Below are 22,356 nucleotides of genomic sequence, written 5' to 3' on the forward strand. Positions count from 1 at the left end.
GTCGTGACGGGCCTCTTCTCCAGCCCCGGCTGCCCAACGGCTCCCTTCCTGAAGGCTAGGGGACTCTGGATCCGTGACCTCGGCATTGAGACGGGAAGGCGCATGTACCTAGGCACCGGCCCTGGAGTGATGGCGCTACGCGGGCTTTGCCAAGTTGTACCGTGCATCGCACAACTTCTGGTCCCGACATCGGTTCGTGTGGCTCCGTTGAAGGCAGGCGCTTCTACGGTCGACTTAAGGCTATAGCGGTCACCCACAGCTCCATCACTCGGTGCAGGTGATAGTTTTGATCGCGATTTGGCAGTTGGGCAGAGGGGTTCCATCATGAAAGTTCTGGTGACCGGTGCAACCGGGCTGGTGGGGCAGGGCGTGGTACGTGCCTGCGAGGCGTCCACTGTGGTCGACCGGATGACGGCACTGGTTCGCAAACCAGACGATGCGGGCCCGGGCAAGGACGAGATTGTCCTTCCCGACTTCATGCAGGCCGCCACGATTGCCAACCAACTTTCAGGCTTCGATGCCTGCTTCTACTGTGCCGGCGCGCCGCCAGTCGGTACGCCTGAACCGGAATACTGGCACGTCACGCTGGAGGTCACCCTGGCAGTCGCGCGAGCATGGGCCGAGGCAAATCCAGCGGGTTGCTTCCTTTACGTATCGGGTGCCTATGCGGACCCAACCAGCCGGGTCATGCCGCTGCGGATCAAGGGTGAAACCGAGCAGGCACTGGGCGCACTGCCCATACGTACCGTGATGCTGCGGCCGGGCGGGGTAAGGCCGGTCGAACATACCGGAACCCGACACGGCGCATTGAAGCCGCTCTACCTCTTGGGTGGGCCGCTGATGAAGATGGCAGAGCACATGGCCCCCTCGATGGTGACGAGCAACGAGGCCATCGGCCGGGCGATGATCGCACTGGCGTCGCAGGCGCATCCTCCGGGGGTGGTGGAATGCGCGGAGATCAATGCACTGGCGGAGCATTGAGGCGTCGATTTGTTGGATGCCTGCATTGCCCGTTCGCGATACGCCGAAACAGACCCGGGCGTGCAACACGCCAGGTGGCAGCAGTAAATCGGCATGGTCAGCCTCGACTCAAGTCCGATCTGCTGGGTAAACGCTTCGGCCGGCCAGTCGACTGAGCGCCCATCTCACGCGCTTGGCGCTGTGCCCAGCGCCAGAACTCCATGATGCGGGTCGCCGGTCGCTGGACACAGCGTTGAGCCCACACGCAAAGCCTCTTCACTTTTGCGTAATGTTATACTATAACTCTCGTGCGCTTACCCCGCACCACCAGAAGTAACACCCCTCCCACGAAGGAACACGCGCTGCCCCGACGGTTAGTCCTTGCCGCCGCATGGCTGACGCTGACCTGTCGCCATGCCCTGCACGAGAATCATGATGAACACCCGTGTTCTATCCGCTTCCATTTCCGCGCTGCTGATCACCGCCGCCCCTGCGCTCGCCCAGGAAACTTCCCGTACACCGACCGACCTGGACCAGCTCACCGTCACCGGTGACAGGGGTGTGGACCCCAGCCTGACCCTGTTGCCGGTCCAGGTGCTGACCGGGGAGGAGCTCGTACACCGCCGCAAGGGCGCCCTCGGCGAGACCCTTGAAGGATTGCCCGGCGTGCATCTCGACAACTTTGGCGGCGGCGCATCACGGCCCGTCATTCGCGGGCAGACACTGCCGCGCATCGAGGTGCTCTCCGATGGCGCGAACCTCTTCGACGCCGCCTCGGTGTCGCCGGACCACGCCATCACCACCGACCCGATGCTGCTGGAAGCTATTGAGATCATCCGTGGCCCGGCAGCGGTTGTGTATGGCGGCAGCGCCATGAGCGGCGCAGTGAACCTGATCGACGGGCGCGTTCCCAAGCGCCTGCCGACCAATGGCGTCACGGGCGCGGCGGAAGTTCGCCTGGGCTCCGGCGACCAGGAAAGGACCGGCGTGGGCCAGATCACCGCAGGCGCTGGCCAGTTCGCAGTCCATGCCGAAGTGGCGCGTCATCACAGCGACGACTACGACATCCCCGGCGGTCAGCTGAAAGACTCCTTCGCCGAAGGCACCACCTCGTCCTTCGGTGCCTCCTGGATCACCGACAAGGGATACATTGGTGCCGCGTATACGCTGCAGGAGAGTGACTACGGTCTGCCCGGGCATTCGCACAAGAATGGCGTCTGCCACACGCACGGCATCGACCTGCATTGCGCCGCGCATGGTGCCTATGAGGATCCGTTCGGTTCTTCCGATGACCACACCGCAAAGATCAGCCTGCGCAGCGAACGCACCGACGTTCGCGCCGACTACGATGACCCGCTGCCAGGCTTCCAGCACTTCCGGCTGCGCCTCTCGCACACGGATTACCGGCATGATGAGATCGACGGCCCGTCGCTGTTCAATCGCTACACGAACGAAGTCGATGACGGCCGCGTTGAGCTGACCCACAACCCGGTGTTGGGATTCACCGGCACGCTGGGCGTGCAGTACACCGATGGTGAGTTCAGTGGGCTTAACGTCAACAACATGCACGTCCCATTCCCCGAGAACGGCTATGGGCTCGACAGCGCCCAGCGTCACGACACGAAGAACATCGGTGTGTTCCTGGATGAAAAGCGGTCATTCGGGCCCGTGGATCTGTTGTTCGCCGCACGAAAGGACTGGCGGGAGATCAGCATTCCCCTGCCAACCTTCCGGCATGCGCTGAATGCCGAATACCAGGCGTTGTTTGCCGAGTGGTACGGACCCGATTGGGAGCAGTACCTGGAAGACGAGAGCGTCGGAACCTTCGTCAAGAGGAACCCGGGCTCCAAGGTCAATCCGTTCTCCGCCTCGGTGGGTCTCAACTGGAACTTCGCCGAAGGCTATTCGGCGGCCCTGAGCCTGGGTCGAACCCAGCGGGCTCCGAGCGTCCGGGAACTGTACGCCTATGGAAACAACCTGGCTGCCAATAGTTATGAAGTTGGTCTGGTGCGCTCGCGAAGTGCCTCGCCGACCTTCCCGGAGGGTCGGACCGATGTACTGGAGACGGCCCGCTCCGTGGACCTGACGCTGCGGAAGGCAGGCGGGACGGTTGAGTTTGAAATCGGCCTTTTCCATCAGGATATCGATGACTATGTGTTCGCCCGGTTCATTGAAACCGACAACGAAACCGGCGTGCCACACAACTACCTTCTGTACACGGCAGCCGATGCCACGTTCACCGGCGCGGACGGCCAGATCAGCCTGCAACTCAACCCGGAACACAGAACGACGCTGTTCGGTGACTACGTGCGCGCCAAGGTCACGGGGGAGGACGACAACCTGCCACGCATTCCGCCGGGCCGTCTGGGCGTGCGCCACCAGTGGTCGAACGGGCCGTACACCGCGGATGCCGAGTATTACCACACCTTCTCGCAGGACCGCATCGCGCAGTACGAGACGCGGACCCGCGGGTACGACATGCTCAACGCCACCCTCGCGTATCGCCTGGAACTGACGGAGCGCCAGTCAGCGGAGTTCTACCTGCGGGCAACGAATCTGCTCAACAAGACCGCGTACGTGCATACGTCGTTCGTCAAAGACCAGTCCCCGCTGCGGGGCAGGAGCATGGTGATCGGCGTTCGTTACGCCTTCTGATCCAGGGGCAGGGCGGCCGCCGAAAGGCGGCCGCAATTTTGAGTCTGTGATGATAGTGTTAATGGTGCTATGTTATAGCATTACACCCCCTTGAATCATTCCAACATGCCTCGTTCGCTTCAACTCCGTGCGCGTCAGTGCACGCTGGCTATTGCTGTCTCGCTTGCCTGTAGCTCCACAGCCATCGCCGCCCCCGCAGCCCTTGAACTCGATCCCGTCGTCGTCACAGCGACCGCGACCGATCGGTTGGCCAGCGATGCTCCGGCATCGATCAGCGTCATCACACGCGAGCAGATCCAGGCGCGAGCCGTGCTGGACCTCAGTGACGCGCTGCGCGGCACCACCGGTGTGACCCTGGCTGGCGTCGGCTTCGGCCGTCATGGCATCCGTATCCGCGGCATGGACCCCGAGTACACGCTGGTGTTGCTCGATGGTCAGCGGGTGAATGCCGCCAGCGATGCGATTGCTCATGCCGATTTCGACCTGGGCTGGATGCCGGCTGCCGCGATCGAACGGATCGAAGTGGTACGCGGCCCCATGTCGTCCTTGTATGGCTCTGAAGCCCTCGGCGGCGTGGTAAACGTGATCAGTCGCCGGGCCACCGACGACTGGCAGGGGAACGTGGTTTACAACGGCGGCGTGGTGGGCGGTGACCGTGGCGGCAACACCACGCAGGCCGGTCTCTATGCGGGCGGGGCGCTCTTACCCGGCACGCTTGGTCTCAGCGTGTTTGCAGAACACCACCAGAAGGACGCAACCAGGGATCCTACCGATGAGCGGCTTGACGAGCAGGAGCAGCGCCGGGTCAACACCGGTCGCGCCGTGCTGACGTGGACGCCAACGGACAGTCAGCGCATCGACCTGTCACACCTGGAGGGCAAGGAGTTCCGTAAGCGCAATGCGCTGCAGGCGGGCAACGCGCCTTATGTCTATGAGACCATCGACGACATTGAGCGCCAGCAGACCACGCTGTCCCACGACGCCACATGGAGCTGGGGCCAGACGCGCTTCAGCGCCTACCAGAGCAAGCTGGACCGTGAGAACCGCCGTGATGTCGGCGAAGCAACCCGACCGCAGCGCCTTCGGGATGACATCGTTGACGGTCGTGCGACTCTGAATCTCGGATCGTCTCACCGGGTAAGCGTGGGTGGCGAATGGCGTCGCGAGCGTCTTGATGATGCCTCAGCCGCAGCGTCGGGCCAGGTGCAGGCCATCCAGACTGCGCTCTTCCTGCAGGATGAGATCCAGATCACCGAAGGACTCTCGGTGGTTGTGGGCGATCGCGCAGATCACCATTCCGAGTTCGGCTGGCACCACAGTCCGCGCGGCTATGCCGTATGGCATGTCAGTGACGCGTTCACGTTGAAGGGCGGTGTTGGCACTGGCTTCAAGGCGCCGAGCCTGAAGCAGCTATCGCCGGAGTACTCCGCCGTGGGTGGGGGAGGCCGCTTCACCATCGTCGGCAACCCGCTGCTCAAGCCCGAGCAGAACACCAGCTATGAGCTCTCGGGGGCGTGGCAGCACGAAGGCTGGTCCATCCAGACCACGGTCTTCCAGAATGAACTGAAGGACCTGATCCAGACGGTCTGCGTGCGTTCCTGCGGTGTCCGTGGGCGCGAATTGCGCAACTACACCAATGTGGCAGAGGCAAGGATTCGTGGCATGGAGCTTTCCGGAACGATCCCGCTGGCCGAAGGCCTTCGAATCGACGCCAACTACAGCTGGTTGGATACCGAGGACAAGGAGACCGGACAGACCCTGAATGAGCGCCCCGAGCGGAGTGGGGCAGCCAATCTGGTGTGGGAGCACGGTCCGCTGCAGGCGACGCTTCGCGTCGAGTACATCGGCCCGCAGAAGCAGGCGTCCGGCACGGCCCAGGTGACCTTGCCCGACTATGCGCTTGTCTCGCTGGATACCCGCTGGGCGATCACCCCCACGCTCAGCCTGGTGGTCGGCATCGACAACATTGCGGACAAGCGGCTTGACGAGACCGGTGCACTGTACGCGTATCCGGAAACCGGTCGCTACGTGCACGCTGGCTTTGATCTGGCCTTCTAAGTGCGCGCACGAGCCTGGATGCTGCTGCTCGGCCTGACGGTCTCCCTGCCTGCATGGGCAGGGGGCCTACGGGTGGAGGTGGTAACGAATGACTTCATCATGCCTGCGAAGATTGTGGCGGTTGATGCCCTGATGGCACCTGAGGGCGTACGCGTCGAGCACCGGCTGGTGGGCGGTGGGCGTGCGTTGCCCGACGGATGGCCGGCAGGCGTCGACCTGGTCATCGTCGACAGTCCCAGACCCTCGGATGCCGAGCAGGTCATGGCATCGATCAGGCCCGCGCTTTTGCGCGGGCAGACGCCCTGGGTGCAAGTGGGTGGCGGACCGCCCGCATCGGCGGGTCTGGACACCGGCCACGCACGCCGCGTGGCCAGCTATTACGCCAATGGTGGCGAGTACAACTTCAGGGCGCTGGGCGAATGGCTCCGCCGATGGGCCGTGCAGGACCCCGCGCTCGACAGCGTTCGCACGCCACGCGTACTCCCCGCCGTCGGCTACTACGCTGGGCTTGGCCAGCCAGCGTCTGACAATCAGCTGGAGTTGGAAGATGTCTGGGAGAAGGCTGGGCAAGCTGCCTGGCCGCGCGTAGCGGTGATCATCGCCGCCAACAACGTCAGTTCAATGCAGACCCAGGTGGTCGACGCGCTCATCACGGAAGGGCGACGGAAGAAGATTTCCCTTTTCGGAGTCTGGTACGACCAGGCGCTGGATGATGGACTTCGCAACGCAGTTGCCGCGATCAACGTTTCTGCGGTCGTCAATCTCACCCACCTGCAGAATGGAGCAGCGCTTTCGCAGGAGTTCGTCGGTCTGAATGTTCCGGTGATACAGGGATTGAACTACCGGCAAGGCAACAGCGAGGAGTGGCGCAACGCGACCAGCGGCGTCCCGATGTCCCAGATGGCGACATTCGTCGCGCTGCCTGAGACCTGGGGCACGTCGGACCCGACGGTGGTCTCAGCAACAGACAATGGCAGCCTGCAGCCTATTCCAGAACAGGTGGAGGCTCTCGTCGGCAAGCTTGTCAGGATCGGAAAGCTGCGCACGGTGCCTGTCGCCGACAAACATCTGGCCCTTCTGTTCTGGAACTCGCCGGATGGAGAGAAGAACCTGTCGGCTTCGCATCTGAATGTGCCGCGCAGTGTCGCCTCACTCCTGCCCAAGCTTCAGGCCGCCGGCTACACCGTGGCACCTGCCAGTGAGAAGGCGATCATCGAAGGCTCGCAGGCGCTGCTCGGCGGTTACTATCGTCCAGAGACGCTGGAGAATCTTCTTGCACGCGATCTGGCGGTGGCGCTCCCCTTGGAGCGCTATCAGCGCTGGGTGGCCACGCTTCCACCGGCACGCCGGGCTGAGCTGAACAGTCAGTGGGGTGATCCTGCACGCAGTCCGTTTGTCCGCACCGTCAACGGCAGGAAGAGCTTCGTGTTACCGCGGCTGCGCCTGGGTAATCTGCTGGTGATGCCACAGCCGCCCAGGGCAGGGCAGGTGGGCCAGGCCACCCATGATCTGGGTGCAGTCCCCAGCCATTACTACCTGGCGGCCTACCTCTACATTCGTGCTGAGTGGCAGGCGGATGCCATCGTTCATTTCGGTACGCATGGAACCCAGGAGTGGACGCCTGGCAAGGATCGCGGGCTCTGGGCGGGCGACTATCCATGGCTGACGGTTGGCGACGTTCCCGTCTTCTACCCGTACATCCAGGACAATATCGGCGAGGCCATGCAGGCCAAACGCCGTGGTCGCGCCGTGGTCGTGAGTCACCAGACGCCTGCATTCGCGCCATCGGGGCTTTACGATGAGCTTCGGGACCTGCATCAGCTGGTGCACGAGTACCAGCAGCTCGATGATGGGCAGGTTCGCGACACGACTGCCGCGCAGCTGCAGGAGCTGGCGCACAGCTCGGGTATCGCCGGCGACATGGGGTGGAGTGCGGTGGACATGCAGTCCCGTTTTCCGGCCTTCCTGCAGGCGTTGCATGATCACCTGCACGAACTGGCCCGCCGCCAGCTGCCGCTCGGCCTGCATACGTTCGGAGAGTCCGCTCCTGAAGAACTGCGGTTCATGACGGTGATGCAGCAGCTTGGCCCGGCCTACCTGGAGGCGCTAGGTCTGGATGCGGAAGAAGCCAACACCGGCGACGCAGAGCAGATCCGTAATGGTCTTCCTTACCAGACACTGCAGAAGTACCTTCGCGAGGACGAGGTGTCCGTCGAGCACCTGTCAGAAGCAGTGCGAACGCAGCTGAAGCGCGCCCGGCAGCTGGATGCCGCCTTGGTGGACACGCAGGAAGTCGAATCCTTGTTAAGGGGCCTCGCTGGCGGCTTCGTTCCGCCGGGCGCAGGAGGCGATCCCATTCGTTCGCCTGAGGTGCGCAGTGGTCGGAACCTGTACGCGTTCGAGGCTGACCGCCTGCCGACCCGGGCCGCATTTGAAAGCGGGCGGGTGGCACTGGATCAGCTCATTGACGCCTACCGCCAGGAGCACGGTGCGGCATTCCCGGAGAAGCTGGCCATCAGTTTGTGGTCCAGCGAAGCCATTCGCCACCTGGGGGTGCTGGAGGCGCAGGTCCTTCATGCGATGGGGTTGAGGCCGAAATGGAACGACGCCGGCAAGGTCATCGCGCTGGAGATCGTGCCGGACGTAGAGATGAAGCATCCACGCATCGACGTCGTGGTGCAGGCCACCAGTGTGTACCGAGACCAGTTCGATCCCTTCCTGCGCATGCTTGCAGATGCGGTGGAACACCTGAGCCGCATGCCGGCCACCGCGTCCAATCCAATCGCGCGCAACTCCGCCGCGGTCGAGCAGACCCTGCGTCAGCGCGGCATGTCTGCAGAGCAGGCAAGGGCACTCTCGAACCTGCGGGTGTTCAGCAATGCGCCTGGTGTGTTCGGGAGTGGCCTCGGCCGTGCGGTGCTTGATCGCTCCGAGGGTGCGTCAAAGGACGACGCGACACTGGCGAACGGGTTTCTGGAAAGCCTGCAGTATGGCTACGACGCCAAGGGGCGTGCCATTACACTATCGGGCGGCAACCTCTTCGCGGAGCAGCTTCGTGGCGTCCAGGCGGCGGTGCTCTCGCGGTCTTCCAACGTCAATGGGTTGCTGAGTACGGACCATCCCTTCGAGTACCTGGGCGGGTTGGCCTTGGCTGTGAGGCATCTGGATGGGAAGACGCCCTCGCTGTTCATTTCGGACCTGCGTGAAGCGGCCCCAAAGACCACGACGGCGACCCGCTTCCTGGCAGACGAGCTCCGTGCCGGCCTGCTCAATCCGGCATGGACGGCAGCCATGAAAGCGGAGGGCTACGCGGGGACGCTGGAAGTGCTGAAGACCACAGACAATCTGCTGGGCTGGCAGGTCACGGCACCGGGTACCGTGCGCGAGGCGCAGTGGCAGGCCGTGCACGACACCTATGTCCGCGATGCGAGGGGACAAGGCATCTCGAGCTGGTTCGAACAGGACAATCCCACTGCCCAGGCCCAGCTCATTGCTCGGCTTCAGGAAGCCATAGCCCGAGGTTATTGGGCGCCGGATGATCTGACGCGCAGGGAGCTTCAGGACCGGCTTGACCAGTTGGCGGCGCTGACCCGGCCGGATGGCAACGCGACGATCCAGCAACCTTCCCACCTCGGCAGGGCAGGCTACGGAACCTCGCAGGGAACGGGCACTCCCATGCCCGCGGCCGTAATTCCGGCATCTGCTACGCCCGCGGCAACCCTCCCGGCGCCGGTACCGAGTGTTCGGGGACGCGTCATGCGCCAGACCGCTGCTGCACCGCCTGCCGAGTCCAGCAACAGCACCTGGCTGGCATTGCTCACGATCCTGATGCTCGTCGCGCTCGGTGCGTGGCTGCAATCCCGATCCCCTGTATCCCCCTCCATGCAAGAACGATGACCCATGAATGCCATTGAAAGAACGCTCTACGAGCTCTCCCATATCTTCCTCGCGCCCGTTCTCATGCTGATCCTGGCAGCACTGGCCTACGCCTTCGTCGCGCTGGGTGGGTTCCTTTGGGAGGCCTTCAAGCGCTGGCGCGGCCAGTACAACTCGGCGCTGATGCGGTGGCACGCCGGTGCCGGCGGAACCACGGATGACGCAGAACTTTGGATACTCAAGCGTCTGGAGCTGCTGCGCATCGTTTCGCGCACTGCGCCCATGCTGGGCTTGGTGGCCACCATGATCCCGATGGGACCGGCACTGCTGGCCCTGACCAGGAGCGACGCGCAGAGCGTGGGTGAGAATATGGTCGTCGCGTTCTCGTCGGTGATTCTGGCGCTGGTTGCCGCCAGTCTGACCTTCTTCGTGATGACCATCCGCAGGCGCTGGCTGCTTGAGGAGCTGCGTCACTTTGAACGACAGCAGGAGAACATCTGATGCGCTTTCTCGAAGACGACGAAGCCGACGACCCCATTCTGTCTGTCGTCAACCTGATCGATCTGTTCCTGGTGGTGACCGGCATCCTGATGATCGTCGTCGTCAAGAATCCGCTGAATCCGTTCTCTTCGGCCGATGTCACCGTGATCGAGAACCCAGGTCAGGCCGATATGCGGATCACGGTCAAGAAGGGCGAAGAGCTGACCAAATACGAGTCGACAGGCGAGATTGGAGAGGGTGGCGGTATCAAGGCCGGCGTGACCTACCGCCTGCCGGACGGCCGGATGGTGTACGTACCAGAGGGGGGCGTGCCGGAGACGGCAGCGCCCTGATCAACGTCCGTCGTCAGCACCCTCGGAGGAGAACGTGGGCGCCTGCAGGTAGTGTACTGCCTCAAACGGGCGATCCTGGAAGAGGAAGCCATAGTAGAAGTGCCTAAGTTGTGCGTGGTAAGCCCGGATCCGCCCTTGGTACGCAAGGTGCGCGCGCATGTCTGTCTTGGCCATGCGCGTCAACGCGGCCTGGAGACCCACTGGCGGCAGCAGCCAGCCCAGTCGCGTTGCCGCCTCCGAACGTCGCTCGATGCCCGCGCGGTACGCCGCTGCCATGGGGGCCACCTCGTCATCGCCGTTCTGATGGAAGGCCAGATACCACTTGTAGTGGAACGCGCTCCCCAGTGGCTTCGAAGCGCTCCATTCGGGATACTTCGCATAGAACCGTTTCATGGTGTCTTCGCGGGGGATATCCCACGCCCCATTGACCGTCTCACGCTGCGCACGCGCGATCTCCGCGCCTTGTTCCACTGGAATGGCGCGTTCAATGACCACGTTTGACAGTGCCGGCAGCACCAGGGCAATCGTCACCCACGCCGCAGCGAGCGTTGCGGCATTCGTCCCTGAACTCCAACCGCGCCAACCCACCAGAAGCGCGATCAGCAGCCAGAAGGCAAGGTAGACGAGCATCAGCGCCAGGACGCCGGCGATCTGAAGGACCGGAACCCCTTGCTGCATCGCTATCGCAGTAAAGGGAGCACCCAACGCGATGCCCAAGGCCGCCAACCGGACAAATGCACGACGTCCATGCAAGGCCATGATGGAGCCTGGCAGGCTGGCCAGCAGTCGTCCACGCCCAGCTTCACGTTCTGACGATATCAGGTCATGGAACAGGACGATGACAAACAGCGGCGCCAGGAACGTGAGCAGGAATGCGAAGTCGAAACGTCCTGCCAACGCCAGTTCCGGGTTGAAGGCATCGCCATCGTGAATCTGGGCTTCCAGCCCGAGGGCCCGAACCCGCAGCATGAAAGGAGCCACGTCACGCATTCCCACGGCGGCGAAGGACAGTGGCGAAGGCGGATTCCAGGTGGGATGGAACGAGTAATAGGCCGCAGTACCGGCATCCTGCGATCCGCCATGGGCAGCCATGACCGCCTCCATGTCTTCCTGCTGCAGGGCGACGATTCGGCTGATTGCCTCGCGCTGGCTGTCGATCCTCTGCACGCCGGAGACCAGGCTCGCAATCGTCAATACCACCAGCAATGCCAGACCCGCTGCGGCCACCTTCGAGCGCAGCAGGAGCATCCATTCGTACTTCCAGACGTTCATCGGGTCACCTCCAGACGACGGGTGCTCAGCACCAGGGCGAGCAGGCTGGCGATGAGCCACCCCAACAACATCAGCAGGCCGGGCATCATGGCGTGCAGGCCTGCCGTCCACGATTGCGGTACGTACTCAAAATGCGGAATCTCCTGCCAGTGGGTGCTATCAACCCGCTTGCGCTGATCGGCCCTCGGATCCTTGGCCGTGTCATCGGCGTAGCTCACCGCGTCGGCCTGCAGCTGGTTCAGATGCTGGACCATGCGGTAGCGGTGCGCTTCGGCCTGCTCAAGGAAGCGCAGATGCGAAGAGAGATCGGTCGCAGCGGCCGCCATCGAGAGCTGCCGCAGCGCGATGGAGGGGCTCAGCGGGGCGAACCGGCCCACGAGCTGGTTCTGGGCGTGTTGCAGCTCCGCACTGCGCTGGGCGTAGTCGCTGAACAACGCCGACGTGATGCGCTCGCCTTCGACGGCCAACAGGCCTTTGTAGTTCACGGGCAGGTCTTCGATCCGGGAAACACCGTACTTCGCCAGCACCTGCCTGCGAAACGCTGAAAAGTAGGGATCATCCGGGTTGTGACTGTCACCCAAAGCACGAAGATCGCGGCCGATGCTTACCTCGGTCTGCAGTCGATCGGGCAGCGCGAACGCGGCATGGGCGATGTCCGGAGCCACGCGCGGCACCAGCAAAGAAGTAACCGCCCAGCCGGCAACAAGCACCAGCAACGCGTCACGGCGGCGGGACAACAGTGCCGATACCACCGCGATCGCGACGCACCAGCTGCCCAGGTACAGCACGTACCCCAGCATCAAGGCCGCCGCGACCGCCAGCGATGCCCCGGGAGCCGCTGCCAACACTGCCAGCCCAACAAATGCGGGAAGCATGAACAGCGCCGACACCAGCCACAGGGCCGCCAGCTTGCCGCACACGATGGCGCGCGCCGTGGCCCCTTGCAGCATGAGCTGACGCAACGTGCCGCGCTCCCGCTCCTCGGCCAACACCCCATGGCCGAGGAAGATCAACATCAGCGGTGCCAGGATCTGCAGCACGAACGCCGGCGTGAGCTGGCCGAACCGGGTCAGGATCGAGCTCTGCATCACATCGCCGAAGTTGGCCGAGTTCTGGCGATGGCCCTCCAGGAACATGCTGCTGCCGGTAAAAGGATCGACCCCTGGATCAAAAGCTGCCAGCGCGGTGGGCAACCGGTACACGAAGTGCCCGTAGTGCACGACGCGGTGCGGATGCCGGTCCGGCTGGGCGTCGAACGCCTCCTGCGCGGCAGCCTGTTGGCGCATCCGGTACTCCGCTGAAGACTGCATGTGGTGCGCGGACACCACCGAGGCGGCGATCGCCAGCAGGACGAGCAGCACGATTCCGACCACGGCAGTGCGCCTGCGCACCATGGCGCGCAGTTCGTTGCGCATGACCAACGACCAGGCACTCATGCCGCGCGTGCCCGTCCGGAAAAGTGGGCATGCAGCGCCGGCAGGTCAAACCGGGCTTTCTCCGACTCGTAGGCGATCCGGCCACGTTCCAGCACGCCAATCCGGTCAGCGACGTCCACCGCACCCATTAGGTCGTGGGTCACCATGAGGACGGAAGTGCCGCGCGCACGTACGGATTCAAGCAGACCATGGAAGTCGGCGCTGGCACCCGGATCCAGGCCGGACGTCGGTTCGTCCAGCAGCAGGACGGGCACCTGGCGCATCAAGGCGATGGCGATAGCCACCTTCTGGCGCATGCCCTTGGAGAACCGCCCCAGTCGCTGGTGCCAGGCAGCCTCCTGCAGGCCCGCGGTACGCAACGCTTCCACCAAGGCGTCGCGCGATACCCGCATGCCGCTGAGCGAAAGCAGGTAGTCCGCGTTCTCGACCGCCGTGAGATGTTCGTACAGCGCCACGTTTTCCGGCAGACAGGCCAACTGGCTACGTGCACGGGCCGGCTCTACCCAGGGCGTTACCCCAGCTACGAGGACCTGGCCGGCAGTAGGTTTCAGGAAGCCCAGCAGCACCGACAACGTCGTTGACTTGCCGGCCCCGTTGCCACCAAGCAGGGCATAGATGCTGGCGGTCTCGACCTGGAGACTGAGATCGGAAAGGACCGGTTTACCGGAAAACGCCACGCTCAGGGCGCGGACGTCGAGGACAGGAGTAGTGGCGCTCAAGGTCTTGTGCTCAACAACGAGGGGCCGAGCAATCTACCACGTTATGATATGACATAACGTTACATGGTCCGGGCGCTGGGACTGGCAGGCGACCGATCTGTCGACCCAGCGCTGGCGGATGACCCCAGGTGACAAGCCTGATCTTCCGGCTGTGGAAGCGTGGTTTGCTCGCCTCGAGCGTCGTGCCGGCTTTGCCCAGCACGTTGACAACGGCGTGCCGTGACCAGTAGCGAGAAACTCGTGTGCTGGGACCGCCTCTATACCCGCAGCTCCTTCATATTCCGGGGCGCTGGCCGATATTCTTGGAATCCGTTGTTCTGCGAGGTGTTCAGAATCTTCGGAAAGTTTCGAGGTATCCGATGCAAAGGGATAAGCAGGGGGACTGCGATGTGGGCGATGTCGGACCGAATCCGGGCAGCAAGGACGAGAGCAGGGCTCTCTCAGTCGCAACTGGCGAAAGAAGCCGGGGTTGAACGCAGCGCCGTAGCCCAGTGGGAGTGTCCGAAGGGCACGACGCCATGCGTATCTCACCTTGCGCAGATTGCAGTCATCACTCGAGTACGGTTCGAGTGGCTGGCCACTGGACGCGGGCTGTCCTCGACTGACGGAGAAGGACTCGACGCGGCCGTGCAGATGAATGCGGACCACGTCCAGAATGAGCTTGAGGGAACGATTCTTTCCCTGATCAGGCGCCTCTCCCCTCGAAAAAGAAAAATGGCCCAAGCGATCATTGAGATGCTCGGGGTATAGCCGGCGGGATCCTCGGGAAGGGCTCTGCGTGACCGCCGCATCAACGCCATTTGATGAAGCCCCGGCGCCCGGCCCCGGTCGGGTGCCGGGTTCTTCGACTTATGCTTCCTGGACCTCAGCGAACACGCCTTTGTCCAGCAGGCAGTCGATCAATGCTCCGAGCAGGGCGGGTCGATGTTGTCTATTCGGGTAGTAAAGGAACAGCCCAGGCCGCGACACCGTCCAATCCGCAAGCACCTGGACCAGCCGCCCTTGGGCAATATGCTCGGCCACGCCATCCTGCTCGAAGTGATAGGCAATGCCGAGTCCGCCCAGTGCGGCCGCGATGCCGATGTCAGCATGATTGGTGACGACCGGACCTTCCACCGCGACATCCAGGCGCTGCCCCCGCTTCTTGAACTCCCAGCGATACTGCCTGCCGTCTGCCTGAAGCCTCCAGTTGATGCAGGCATGCTGGTGAAGGTCGGCAGGCGACGTGGGTGTTCCGCACCTTGCCAGGTATTCCGGAGCGGCCACGGCCACCATCTTCAGGTCAGGCGTAAGGCGGACCGCGATCATGTCTTTCTCAAGCTGTTTCCCATGCTGGTGGCGCTCTATCTTCAGTTCCGCAACTGGAAGTGGGGCGACTGGGCGGCTGCCTTCGACGTGAATCTTGTCTCGGGCATGGTGATTGCCGCCATGGTTCTGCTATATGTACTCGGCTGGGTGCTGATGGGCATGCGGATAAGACTGGACACCTATGTCAACCTGTTGGAAGCGTCGCTGGCTGACGTATCAAGTCAAAGCGTAACGAAAGCTACCTGACAATGATTGGAGCATCCAGCATGAAAATTGCAGTGGCGACCTGTAATCAACGAGTTGGCATTACTCAAGCGTTGTTGCACGCGATTTTGAGAGGAAACGAATGGAGCTTCTACTAAGCGTCGAGCACTGCTTTATGATCACCGGCCGAGACTTGGTGGTCACGCCCGATTTGGCGCTCCCGCATGACAAGCACAGTTGCGAATGTGCCGTTATCGTCGAGCGCCCGGACGGCACCAGGTTGCCCGCAAAGGCAGAACTTCGTTATGAGCACTTTCGACCTGGCGGTTTCAAATTAATGGTCTATCTGCTTGGACTAGATGAGTCTGACGTACCCGTAGGCAGCAAAGTCTGGAGAGTGTAAGTGCAGCCTCTGCTTCTGGCCGGCCAAGATCCACAATGAAAACCACAATACTGCTGGTCTCGTTTCTTTCCATCGCAATGATTTCAGCAACATGGCTTCTGTATCCCACAGGAATACAGTCAAACCTAGCCACGTTCGAATCGCTTCCATTCGAGGAGTATGTGGAGCTCCGCAGAAGTGCCGAAACTTTTGCGCGCACAGTCGAGGCGAAGGGTATTCGGTTCTACGGGGGGGCGGAGGAAACCACGTCATTCTCGTTCAGTTGCAAAGGCGTCCCGCTTCTGCTGCTGGACAATGGGAGGGATGTGATGTTCGTTCATGCCATGGCGCAGTCTGATCAGCGAGCGCCGGATGTTCAGAAGTTTCGGGAATCCATGTACGCGCGCCTGAAGCGCTCGGGCCACCCCGGGGGTCCAGCCGGACCTGCGCCTGGACCCGAGGATTTTGAGGCATTTGTTTTGAAGCACAGAGACGGTATTGACGTGTCTCAGGCGTGCAGGTAGCTGGAGGCCGATCCGGCAGCGCTGGGGCTGAGCTCGGTCAGCCTGGGGTCGCGCAACCAGGAGACCTGAACGGCATTCCTGCGGCCCGCAGCACCCCTTGGAAGGCAGAAAAGTGAGCGGTCGGTCGCAGTTTGCGCCAAAGTATTGACGCGATCCTGAATCCATGCCAATGCTACGCGCATAAGGCCCAGTCGGGGCCCGCATAGCAGGGACGTTATGCAACAGGGGACCGCAGCACTTGCCGTCGTTGGCGCGGAAGGCGATAGCGCCACATCTGACGAAACCCATCAACACGATCTGGGCCTGCGCGGCTTGGTACTGCTCGCGCAGTTCCATGGCATCGCTGCCGACGCCGCACAGCTGGCGCATGAATTTGGCAGAAATGGCGAGGCGTTCGATGAGACCACGCTGTTGCTCGCGGCGCGCAAGCTCGAGCTGAAGGCGAAGGTCTCCACGCTGGCGGCAACTCGCCTGTCGCTAGCCAACTTCCCCGCGCTGGCGTGGGGCACCGACGGTCAGGCTTTCCTGATCGCCCGGATCCAGGGTGAGCAAGCGCTGATTCATGACCTGGCTGAGCGCCGACCCCGCCAGATATCACTGGAGGAGCTTCAGCAACGCTACAACGGGCGCCTGCTGCAGGTCGCTTCGCGGGCTTCGGTCCTTGGACAGTTGGCGCGTTTCGACTTCACCTGGTTCATCCCGGCAATCATCAAGTACCGGCGAATGCTGCTGGAGGTGTTTGTCGTTTCGTTGTTCATCCAGTTGTTTGCGCTGGTCACACCACTGTTCTTCCAGGTGGTGATGGACAAAGTACTGGTGCACAACGGACTGACCACCTTGGACGTAATCGCCATCGGCCTGGTCTGCATGGCGGTGTTCGAAGTCGTACTGACCGGCTTGCGCACCTATGTTTTCTCGCATACGAGTAGCAAGATCGATGTGGAGCTGGGTGCCCGGCTGTTCCGCCATGTACTCGCGCTGCCGTTGGCCTACTTCGAATCACGCCGCGTCGGCGACACGATCGCGCGCGTGCGGGAACTCGAGAACATTCGCACCTTCCTGACCGGCCAGGCGCTGACCTCGGTATTGGACTTGCTGTTCACCGTGGTCTTCCTGGCAGTAATGTTCTGGTACAGCGGCTGGCTGACGCTGATCGTCGTGCTTTCGTTGCCGGTGTACGCCTTGATCTCGGCGGGCATTACACCGGTGCTGCGGCGCCGCCTGCAGGACAAGTTCGCACGCGGCGCGGACAACCAGTCGTTCCTGGTCGAAACGATCAGTGGTATCGGTACGGTCAAGGCGATGGCGGTCGATCCGCGCGCAACCCGAACCTGGGACAACCAGCTGGCGGGGTATGTCAGCGCCGGCTTCGGCGTCACGCGCGTGGCCACCGTCGGCCAGCAAAGCGTGCAACTGGTCCAGAAGCTGGTTGGCGTGGCCATCCTCTTCTTCGGTGCCAAGCAAGTGCTTGAGGGCAAGCTGTCACTCGGGCAGCTGATCGCCTTCAACATGCTGTCCGGACAGGTCGCGGCACCGATCATCCGACTGGCACAACTATGGCAGGACTTCCAGCAGGTCGGAATTTCGGTCGAGCGGCTGGGCGATATCCTCAACACCCGCACGGAGGTGCCGGGCAGCCGGGTGGCGTTGCCGCCGATACAAGGCCGGGTCAGTTTCGAGCGGGTGCATTTCCGTTACCGCCCAGAGGCGCCGGAGGTCCTTGCCGGGATTGAACTGGACATCAAAGCCGGCGAGGTGATCGGCATCGTCGGCCGTTCGGGTTCGGGAAAGAGCACACTGACCAAACTTGTGCAGCGGCTCTACACGCCGGAGCGCGGCCGGGTACTGATCGATGGGCATGACCTGGCGTTGGCCGATCCGGCCTGGCTGCGACGCCAGCTAGGGGTGGTGCTGCAGGAGAACTTCCTGTTCAACCGCACCATCCGCGAGAACATCGCACTGGCCGATCCGGGCATGGCGCTGGAGCGGGTGATCCACGCGGCCAAACTGGCAGGCGCGCATGATTTCATCACGGAACTACCCGAAGGCTACGACACCGTGGTTGGCGAGCACGGCGCCGGATTGTCCGGCGGCCAGCGGCAACGCGTGGCGATCGCGCGGGCACTGATCACCGACCCGCGCATCCTGATCCTGGATGAAGCCACCAGCGCACTGGACTATGAGTCCGAGCACGCGGTAATGAGCAACATGCGGTCCATCTGCAAAGGGCGCACCGTGCTGATCATCGCGCATCGGCTCTCGACCGTGCGTCACGCCAACCGGATCGTAGTAGTGGAGCGGGGCAGCATCGTCGAGACCGGAAGTCATGCTGAGCTGGTGGATCGGCCTGACGGCCACTATGCGCGGCTGCACCGGCTGCAGGCGGGAGCGCCATGAAGCACGTGATGGAAGGATCGAAAGCGTTCGCGCAGCGTTATCTCGGCGTGTTCCGCGCAGCATGGGCGTCGCGCCGCGAAATGGATACGCCGGTGCGCCATGCAGATGAGCGCGCCTTCCTGCCCGCGCATCTGGAACTGATCGAAACTCCGGTTTCTCCCACAGCGCGTTGGACCATGCGTGTGCTCATCGCGTTCTTCGTCGTGGCGCTGCTGTGGGCAGCCATCGGCAAGCTCGATATCGTCGCGGTGGCGCCGGGCAGGATGGTGGTCGATTCGCGGACGAAGATCGTGCAGCCGGCAGAAACCGCGGTCGTCCGTCGAATCCTCGTGCGTGACGGCCAGAGGGTGAAGGCGGGGGAGCCGATGATCGAGCTCGATGCCACCGCAACTGGCGCCGAGTTGGCACAGGCCCGTAAGACCCTGACCGAGGCACGCTTGGCCTCGCTCCGCCTGTCGGCACTGGACAAGGCGATTGACAGCGGCAGAACGCCGCAGTTGGTTTTTGCCGCCGACGTGCCAGCCGAGCGCTTCGCCGCCGAGCAGGCCTTGGCAAACAGCCAATTCGACGCGCTGCAGGCCAAGCGCCACAACCTGCTGGCCACGATCGACCAGCGTCGCGCCGAACGGCAGACCACGCGCGACGCGATCGCGCCATTGGCTGAGTCCGCGCGCATTTCCAGGGACCGCGCCGAAGACTATGGCCGATTGGTCGAGGGGAAGTACGTAGGCCGCCACGAATACCTGCTGCGCGAGCAGGAGCGCATCGCAGCGGATCGCGAATTGGCTACCCAGCGAAATCGGCTGCACGAGATCGATTCTGCACTCAGCGCTGCCGAGGAAGAGCTGCGCGTGCTGGTTACCGACTTCCGACGCCAGACCCGCGACGAGCTTCGCGATGCCGAACAGCAGGTAGCGCAAGGCACGCCAGAGCTGGCCAAGGCCGACCAGCGCGACCGGCTGATGACGCTGCGTGCACCGGTAAACGGCACCGTGCAGCAATTGGCGGTTCATACCGTCGGCGGGGTGGTGACGCCAGCGCAGGAGCTGCTGGCGGTAGTTCCGCAGGAGGCTCTGGAGGTCGAGGCCAGCGTTCTCAATAAGGACATCGGCTTCGTGCGCCCCGGCCAGCCGGTGACGGTGAAAATTGAAAGCTTCCCGTACACGCGTTACGGCTATCTCACCGGCAAGGTCGTCAGCGTGTCGCATGACGCGGCGCAGGACGAGCAGCTGGGCCTGGTGTTTCCTGCCCGCATTCGCCTGGACGGTAGCACGCTGGATATCGACGGTGTGGTGGTGGCCATGAGCGCCGGCATGACGCTGAGCGCCGAGATCAAGACCGGGAAGCGGCGGGTGATCGACTACCTGCTGAGCCCGCTGCAACAGCACGGGCAAGAGGCTTTGCGGGAGCGGTAAGCGGTCCGGCCCGCATTCGCGTGCCCAGATTATGACTCTCTGACGTTGATAGGAGCTTTCAACATGGAGACTGCAGGGGCAACCGCCGCGTTGGTCCGCGCCTTGCGCCTCATCCTGCTGTGCACGCTGGTGCTGACGATGGTCGGCTGCAGTCGCATGAGTGAGAGGTGGAAAGAGGAAGTGCGTCTCTCCGACGGCCGGCTGATAGTGGTGAAGCGCACAGCGAAAGGGACCATCACGCGAGATATCGCCATGCGCGCAACCGGCTGGAAGCCCAAGGAGACCACGTTGCGGATCCCGGAGGTGGACGGCTTTGCCAATCCTCCAGTGTGGCGATCAGGCTTGATTCCGGTCGTCATGGATTACGACCCGGCTTCATCAACCTGGTCGGTCGTCGCTACCTACATGTGGTGCAGCACTTGGTACGACATGGGCCGCCCTGCCTCGCAGTACGTGCAGTACAACTCGGTCGCCGGGGGAGCGTGGCGTGTCGTGCCCCTGCAACCTGGCTTGAACGGCAGGCGCGCGAATCTCTTGACCCACATTCGACCGACAGGCGAGTCGGGCCTGATCCGGGAGGAGTACAAGGAAATGCTTTGGCCCACGAGTTCCCCCCAGTTCAAGTCAACCTCAGCGTCCTGGGAAACCAACTGTTAGTGCGTCATCCCATCTGGAAGCCTCACCAACGCTCAAGGAACAGACATGGCAGATCAACTCGATTATGCGCTGTTGGCGAACAGGAGAATTTTGCCTTCATCACGGGGCGGAACAACCAGTGGGACATTTCCCCCGCGTATGACCTGACCTACATGAGCGGTCCGGGCGGCTATCACACAATGACCTTTGCCGGAGGCGAGACGCAGGATCCGACCTGCAGGATCTGTTGAACCTCGCGCCTTACTACCAACTGTCCGAGGGGCAGGCGCGGCCGATCATTCAAACCATGGCCGAGGTGGCGCGACAGGTGGTGCCCATGGCCCGAGAGATGGGGGTGAGCAAGGCAACGCTCGGTCCGATTGCTGACCGGCTGGGGGCGATCAATGCAGCGATAGAGCCGCGCGTGAGCGGACGCCGGCGGAGCTGAGGCCACAGCCTAGACGTGGACACGTTGAGTTGACTTGGAGCGAGGGCAGGGGGTCACAGTATGCGGGGCGAACCTACCAGATCGATACCGTCGCTCTTGAAGACGCGCGAATTGACCAATCCTTCAACGAACTCTGCGACCTCGCTAAAGTCGTGAGGCTTGATCTTGGTAGGCGACCAGTACTGCCCATGAGCGATCCAGTGTCTGAGCTTGAAGGCACTGCTGATGCGGTCATATTGGGAATGGGACAACAAGCCTTCCTGTTGCCATCCCTTGATGATGTCCTCCATCAACCTGGCTTTGTTGTGCTTTCGATTGAACAGTTTGATGAGAGACTTAGAAAGCCTATCTTTCAGCTTCAGACGCTTTCTGTTGGTGAAGTCCAGCCGAAAGCAGGCTTCAAGGAAGGCGAGGAGGGCCATCATGTCGCGCAGCTCCTGGTTCTTCAACGCCGACCTGCGTCTATTCTCAACCGCTTCCAGTGGGAAGTCGGAGTAGTCCGGATTCGAATCTGAGAACAGCAGCCCAATCGCTTCTCTGGCCATGGCGTGATGACCAACGACTTGGGAATAGTTCGGAACATCGGGGTTAGCGATGACGGGAGTGGCCATTTGCGGCCTCCATGATCGCGGATTGCAGGCTGGCTGCATCGATTACGCTGTAGCGAATCCCGGGCGGTGACGTCGAAATTTTCCAGATATACGGTGCTAGATCCAGCCGGCCTCGTTTCGGTTCCGCAGCGGCCATATGCATCGGGCGGTCCATATCGGGCAACACAAGGATAAAGCGCACGCTACCGCGCAGTCCCACGAGGTCGACTCGACCAGGCGATCCAAGCAGCATGGTGCCAATCGGCATGAAACGGACGCTGCTGGCACCCAGGTTGATGGTCAGGCTGGGTGCTTGATAGCTACCAAGCTCTTCCTCATGGATTTCGCTCAGGGACCGGGTGAACTCCATGCTGCCATTCGCCTGATAGGGTTCAAGAAGCGTGCGGACTTGGCCGTAAAGAGCGTCGATCTTGCCGATCCATTGGGCTTTGCGCTCGGACAGGTCGCCATACTTCGCTTTGTCAGCTCTCTGGTCGGCGAGGAACTTGTCGAAGTCGGAAATCCGGGGCATTGACTTGGTGCAGTTGGGAGCGACCAACCAATTGTCCCATGACCTGAAGGCGTGGACCCATCAGAACTTGCAGTCGCTCAAGGTCGGGATAGCGAGGAAGCACCGGTAAGA

General features: G+C 62.5%; 19 protein-coding genes. 13 read left to right on the plus strand and 6 right to left on the minus strand.

Going from position 1 to position 22,356, the window contains the following annotated elements; all coding sequences use genetic code 11:
• Nucleotides 1–324: 324 nt before the first annotated feature.
• From C2U58_RS02045 to C2U58_RS02070, 6 genes are all read left to right on the plus strand, one after another.
• Nucleotides 325–981, plus strand: coding sequence for an NAD(P)H-binding protein (locus C2U58_RS02045; protein WP_102944332.1), 657 nt, complete (start codon nucleotides 325–327; stop codon nucleotides 979–981).
• Nucleotides 982–1,395: 414 nt separating this feature from the next.
• On the plus strand, nucleotides 1,396–3,615 hold the full coding sequence (locus C2U58_RS02050) for a TonB-dependent receptor (protein ID WP_102944359.1): 2,220 nt from the start codon (nucleotides 1,396–1,398) through the stop codon (nucleotides 3,613–3,615).
• A gap of 105 nt (nucleotides 3,616–3,720) precedes the next feature.
• The gene (locus tag C2U58_RS02055) at nucleotides 3,721–5,673 is read left to right on the plus strand and encodes a TonB-dependent receptor (RefSeq protein WP_102944333.1); all 1,953 of its coding nucleotides are present in this window, start codon (nucleotides 3,721–3,723) and stop codon (nucleotides 5,671–5,673) included.
• Between the two features lie 18 nt (nucleotides 5,674–5,691).
• A complete protein-coding gene (gene cobN / locus C2U58_RS02060; protein WP_102944334.1) occupies nucleotides 5,692–9,570 on the plus strand; it encodes a cobaltochelatase subunit CobN in 3,879 nt (1,292 codons plus the stop codon).
• 3 nt (nucleotides 9,571–9,573) lie between these two features.
• Nucleotides 9,574–10,050, plus strand: coding sequence for a MotA/TolQ/ExbB proton channel family protein (locus C2U58_RS02065; RefSeq protein WP_102944335.1), 477 nt, complete (start codon nucleotides 9,574–9,576; stop codon nucleotides 10,048–10,050).
• The gene (locus tag C2U58_RS02070) at nucleotides 10,050–10,382 is read left to right on the plus strand and encodes a DUF2149 domain-containing protein (protein WP_102944336.1); all 333 of its coding nucleotides are present in this window, start codon (nucleotides 10,050–10,052) and stop codon (nucleotides 10,380–10,382) included. The genes C2U58_RS02065 and C2U58_RS02070 overlap by 1 nt, the downstream gene beginning before the upstream one ends.
• Here C2U58_RS02070 and C2U58_RS02075 read toward each other — a convergent pair whose 3' ends face one another.
• Genes C2U58_RS02075 through C2U58_RS02085 form a run of 3 tightly spaced genes read right to left on the minus strand, consistent with a single transcriptional unit; the run spans nucleotide 10,383 to nucleotide 13,809 of the window.
• A complete protein-coding gene (locus tag C2U58_RS02075) occupies nucleotides 10,383–11,654 on the minus strand; it encodes a DUF3526 domain-containing protein (RefSeq protein ID WP_102944337.1) in 1,272 nt (423 codons plus the stop codon).
• Nucleotides 11,651–13,090, minus strand: coding sequence for a DUF3526 domain-containing protein (locus C2U58_RS02080; protein WP_102944338.1), 1,440 nt, complete (start codon nucleotides 13,088–13,090; stop codon nucleotides 11,651–11,653). The genes C2U58_RS02075 and C2U58_RS02080 overlap by 4 nt, the downstream gene beginning before the upstream one ends.
• Nucleotides 13,087–13,809 (minus strand): ABC transporter ATP-binding protein, encoded by a 723-nt coding sequence (locus tag C2U58_RS02085; RefSeq protein ID WP_102944339.1) that lies wholly within the window; start codon nucleotides 13,807–13,809, stop codon nucleotides 13,087–13,089. The genes C2U58_RS02080 and C2U58_RS02085 overlap by 4 nt, the downstream gene beginning before the upstream one ends.
• Nucleotides 13,810–14,205: 396 nt before the next feature.
• Here C2U58_RS02085 and C2U58_RS02095 point away from each other — a divergent pair, with 396 nt between their 5' ends.
• A complete protein-coding gene (locus tag C2U58_RS02095) occupies nucleotides 14,206–14,559 on the plus strand; it encodes a helix-turn-helix domain-containing protein (protein WP_253256621.1) in 354 nt (117 codons plus the stop codon).
• Nucleotides 14,560–14,658: 99 nt separating this feature from the next.
• Here C2U58_RS02095 and C2U58_RS02100 read toward each other — a convergent pair whose 3' ends face one another.
• Nucleotides 14,659–15,117 (minus strand): LysR substrate-binding domain-containing protein, encoded by a 459-nt coding sequence (locus C2U58_RS02100; protein WP_216362372.1) that lies wholly within the window; start codon nucleotides 15,115–15,117, stop codon nucleotides 14,659–14,661.
• A 21-nt stretch (nucleotides 15,118–15,138) separates the two neighbouring features.
• Between C2U58_RS02100 and C2U58_RS02105 the strand changes: the two genes are divergently transcribed.
• The 6 genes from C2U58_RS02105 to C2U58_RS02135 all read left to right on the plus strand — a co-directional run bounded on the left by C2U58_RS02105 (nucleotide 15,139) and on the right by C2U58_RS02135 (nucleotide 21,123).
• Nucleotides 15,139–15,363: a hypothetical protein gene (locus C2U58_RS02105; protein WP_102944341.1), complete on the plus strand. Its 225-nt coding sequence runs from the start codon at nucleotides 15,139–15,141 to the stop codon at nucleotides 15,361–15,363.
• 396 nt (nucleotides 15,364–15,759) lie between these two features.
• A complete protein-coding gene (locus C2U58_RS02115; RefSeq protein WP_146033384.1) occupies nucleotides 15,760–16,227 on the plus strand; it encodes a hypothetical protein in 468 nt (155 codons plus the stop codon).
• Nucleotides 16,228–16,443: 216 nt separating this feature from the next.
• Nucleotides 16,444–18,624: a type I secretion system permease/ATPase gene (locus C2U58_RS02120; protein WP_102944344.1), complete on the plus strand. Its 2,181-nt coding sequence runs from the start codon at nucleotides 16,444–16,446 to the stop codon at nucleotides 18,622–18,624.
• On the plus strand, nucleotides 18,621–20,039 hold the full coding sequence (locus C2U58_RS02125; protein WP_102944345.1) for an HlyD family type I secretion periplasmic adaptor subunit: 1,419 nt from the start codon (nucleotides 18,621–18,623) through the stop codon (nucleotides 20,037–20,039). The genes C2U58_RS02120 and C2U58_RS02125 overlap by 4 nt, the downstream gene beginning before the upstream one ends.
• 63 nt (nucleotides 20,040–20,102) lie before the next feature.
• Nucleotides 20,103–20,696, plus strand: a complete 594-nt coding sequence (locus C2U58_RS02130) for a hypothetical protein (RefSeq protein ID WP_102944346.1) — start codon at nucleotides 20,103–20,105, stop codon at nucleotides 20,694–20,696.
• 226 nt (nucleotides 20,697–20,922) lie between these two features.
• Nucleotides 20,923–21,123: a hypothetical protein gene (locus C2U58_RS02135; RefSeq protein ID WP_102944347.1), complete on the plus strand. Its 201-nt coding sequence runs from the start codon at nucleotides 20,923–20,925 to the stop codon at nucleotides 21,121–21,123.
• 53 nt (nucleotides 21,124–21,176) lie between these two features.
• Here C2U58_RS02135 and C2U58_RS02140 read toward each other — a convergent pair whose 3' ends face one another.
• Nucleotides 21,177–21,734: a hypothetical protein gene (locus tag C2U58_RS02140; RefSeq protein WP_146033385.1), complete on the minus strand. Its 558-nt coding sequence runs from the start codon at nucleotides 21,732–21,734 to the stop codon at nucleotides 21,177–21,179.
• Nucleotides 21,712–22,245, minus strand: coding sequence for a hypothetical protein (locus tag C2U58_RS02145; protein WP_102944349.1), 534 nt, complete (start codon nucleotides 22,243–22,245; stop codon nucleotides 21,712–21,714). The genes C2U58_RS02140 and C2U58_RS02145 overlap by 23 nt, the downstream gene beginning before the upstream one ends.
• Between the last annotated feature and the right edge of the window lie 111 nt (nucleotides 22,246–22,356).

It is taken from the genome of Stenotrophomonas sp. VV52 (assembly GCF_002893095.1).
Lineage (GTDB): Bacteria > Pseudomonadota > Gammaproteobacteria > Xanthomonadales > Xanthomonadaceae > Stenotrophomonas > Stenotrophomonas aracearum.